This window comes from Guyparkeria sp. SB14A (assembly GCF_005096345.1).
Classification (GTDB): domain Bacteria; phylum Pseudomonadota; class Gammaproteobacteria; order Halothiobacillales; family Halothiobacillaceae; genus Guyparkeria; species Guyparkeria hydrothermalis.
On record NZ_SWAW01000060.1, the window covers coordinates 1 to 3,151 of the forward strand.

The following is a 3,151-nucleotide window of genomic DNA, read 5'->3' on the forward strand; positions in this document are numbered from 1 at the left end:
GAACGTGCTCAGCACTTACCCAGATGGCTGCATGACTACAATTGGCACCGGCAACATGGCAGCCTTGACCATAAACCGCCCATCAGCGTCCTTGGGTTACCCGAGGACAACCTCATGAGACTCCACAACTAGGGAAACTCTGCACGAATGCCATACCGCTCTGCGTGCCTCGAGCCGGGCAGATGCAAGGCGCTCGTCCGCCGCGGAAAAGTCATTCTCTTTCCAAGAACGACAACACAGCAGATGCCCGGCTCAAGGCGCGCCCGTCGGGGCTTGGCGAGTCGCCCGTGCTCCGCGTTGCGATGTCTTGACGTGGCCACCGGCACGCCGGCGACATCGCGCCTTGATCACGAACGACTCGCCAAGCCAGAGTGGCATGGCATTCGTGCAGAGTTTCCTTAGCATTCAGCATCCCGAATCCGATTTAAGAAAGGAGAGCGTGCATGAGCGACCAGCCGACCGATCCGCGCCGCCGCCATTCCGCCCCGGTGGTCGATGGCATCAACAAGTCCGCCAGCCGCGCGATGCTGCGCGCGGTGGGGTTCCAGGACGAGGACTTCACCAAGCCGCAGGTCGGCATCGCCTCGACCTGGAGCCAGGTCACCCCCTGCAACGCCCACATCGACAAGCTCGCCGATGCGGCCCGCACCGGCGCGGATTCCGCCGGCGGCAAGGGCGTGATCTTCAACACCATCACCATCTCCGATGGGATTGCCAACGGCACCGAGGGGATGAAGTACTCGCTGGTCTCGCGCGAGGTGATCGCCGATTCCATCGAGACGGTCGCCGGCTGCGAGGGCTTCGACGGGCTGGTCGCGATCGGCGGCTGCGACAAGAACATGCCCGGCTGCCTGATCGGCATGGCCCGCCTCAACCGCCCGTCGGTGTTCGTCTATGGCGGCACCATCCTGCCGGGCAAGTGCCACACCGACATCGTCTCGGTGTTCGAGGCCGTCGGCGCCTACACGAAGGGCGAGATCGACCTGCCCCGCCTGGAGGACATCGAGAAGACCGCCATCCCGGGCCCCGGCTCCTGCGGTGGCATGTACACCGCCAACACCATGGCCTCGGCAATCGAGGCACTCGGCATGAGCCTGCCGGGCAGCTCGGCGCAGAATGCGGTCTCCGAGGAGAAGCGCGCCGACAGCGAGGCGGCCGGCGCGGCGGTGCTCGAGTTGTTGGCGCGTGACATCAAGCCGCGTGACATCATGACCCGCGAGGCCTTCGAGAACGCCATCACGGTGACGATCGCCCTGGGCGGCTCGACCAACGCGGTGCTGCACCTGCTGGCGATGGCCAACGTGGTCGACGTGCCGCTGACGCTGGATGATTTCACCGAGATCGGCCGGCGCGTGCCGGTGCTCGCCGATCTGCGCCCCTCCGGGCACTACATGATGAGCGAGCTGGTGGAGATCGGCGGCATCCTGCCGCTGATGAAGATGCTGCTCGACGCCGGGCTCTTGCACGGCGACTGCCTGACCGTCACCGGCAAGACACTGGCCGAGAACCTGGCCGACGTCACGCCCTACCCGGATAACCAGCAGATCATCGCCCCGCTCGACGCCCCGCGGAAGGCCGACAGCCACCTGCGCGTGCTCAAGGGCAACCTCGCGCCGGAGGGTGCCGTGGCCAAGATCACCGGCAAGGAAGGCACGCGCTTCTCCGGCACCGCGCGGGTGTTCGGCTCCGAGGAGGAGGCCCAGGCGCGCATCCTCGACGGCACGGTCACCGCCGGCGACGTGGTGGTGATCCGCTACGAGGGCCCGCGTGGCGGGCCGGGCATGCGCGAGATGCTTTCGCCCACCTCGGCGATCATGGGCCGCGGGCTCGGCAAGGAGGTGGCGCTGATCACCGACGGACGCTTCTCCGGGGGCAGCCACGGCTTCGTCGTCGGCCACATCACCCCCGAAGCCTTCGACGGCGGGCCGATCGCGCTGGTCGAGGACGGCGACACCATCACCATCGATGCCGTGGCCGACACCATCGAGGTGCACGTCGAGCCCGACGAACTCGAGCGCCGCCGCGCCAACTGGCAGCGCCCGGCGCCAAACTACCCCCGCGGCGTGCTGGCAAAATACGCGAAGACCGTCAGCTCGGCCTCCACCGGCGCGGTCACCGACCTGCCCGACTGAACCAAATCCACGAGGACCATTCCGATGAGCCTGACCGTCTACCTTTCCGGCGAGATCCACACCGACTGGCGCGAACAGATCGAGCAGGGGGCGAAGGACGCCTGCCTCGACATCCAGTTCACCCGCCCAGTCACCGACCACGCCGCGAGCGACGCCGCCGGCGACCTGCTCGGCGAGGAAGACAAGCAATTCTGGCGCGACCACAAGTCGGCCAAGGTCAACGCCATCCGCATCAAGACCCTGCTCGAACAGGCCGACGTCGCCGTGGTGCGCTTCGGTGACAAGTACAAGCAGTGGAACGCCGCCTTCGACGCCGGCTACTGCGCTGCGCTGGGCACGCCCTACATCACCCTGCACGACGAGGACATCGTCCACCCCCTCAAGGAAGTCGACGCCGCCGCCATGGCCTGGGCGACCACCCCGGAGCAGGTGGTCGGCATTCTCAAGCACGTGATGCGGGATTAACTCGCTGATTTCCTCTTTCTCCTGTGCGTTCAAAAAGAAAGGCAGCTGAGATTCTCAGCTGCCTTTCTGCTTTTGATGCCGTTAGAGAATCAGTGGCAATGAACGATTCCAGTACTGTTCTCCATGTGGCAACACTGCCCCGGAGGGGAGCTTTTCCGGCATCCGCCTCCGTGCTCCAAGACTTCAGCACCCTTGTACGTTGGCACCGATGTCCCAGCGACGGCCACGTTACCCAACCCCATGGACAGCATCCCCGCGGTAAAAACCATAAGCATCGTTTTCATCTCGCTCCCTCCTTGCTAGAAGCGTCTTGACGTTAGCACGCTCATACGGAAACACGCATGTATTTATTCTTAAACAGGAAACGAGGGACCAGAGCCAAACATTGATGCTTCCACCGGGACGCACGGCGATAACACTCACCACAATCTATGGCCTGCTCCCCGATCGCAAGCCCCGGTGGGGTGGTGGATAATCAGGTTGCGTCAATCTATTCGGCCTCCTCGTGGAGCGGTTCAGTGCTCCGGGCCTCGATGGAGAAATCCGCGCCTGTC

2 protein-coding genes and 1 pseudogene are annotated in these 3,151 nt (G+C 64.6%); all 3 read left to right on the plus strand.

What is annotated here, in order from left to right; translation table 11 throughout:
• Nucleotides 1–132 (plus strand): annotated as a pseudogene (locus tag FAZ79_RS11205) (IS481 family transposase); the annotation flags it as partial.
• A 311-nt stretch (nt 133–443) separates the two neighbouring features.
• Nucleotides 444–2,132, plus strand: coding sequence for a dihydroxy-acid dehydratase (gene ilvD, locus FAZ79_RS11210; RefSeq protein ID WP_136868044.1), 1,689 nt, complete (start codon nt 444–446; stop codon nt 2,130–2,132).
• Between the two features lie 24 nt (nt 2,133–2,156).
• Nucleotides 2,157–2,597 carry a YtoQ family protein gene (locus FAZ79_RS11215; protein ID WP_136868045.1) on the plus strand — a complete coding sequence of 147 codons (441 nt, stop codon included), beginning with the start codon at nt 2,157–2,159 and terminating at the stop codon, nt 2,595–2,597.
• The last annotated feature ends 554 nt before the right edge of the window (nt 2,598–3,151 follow it).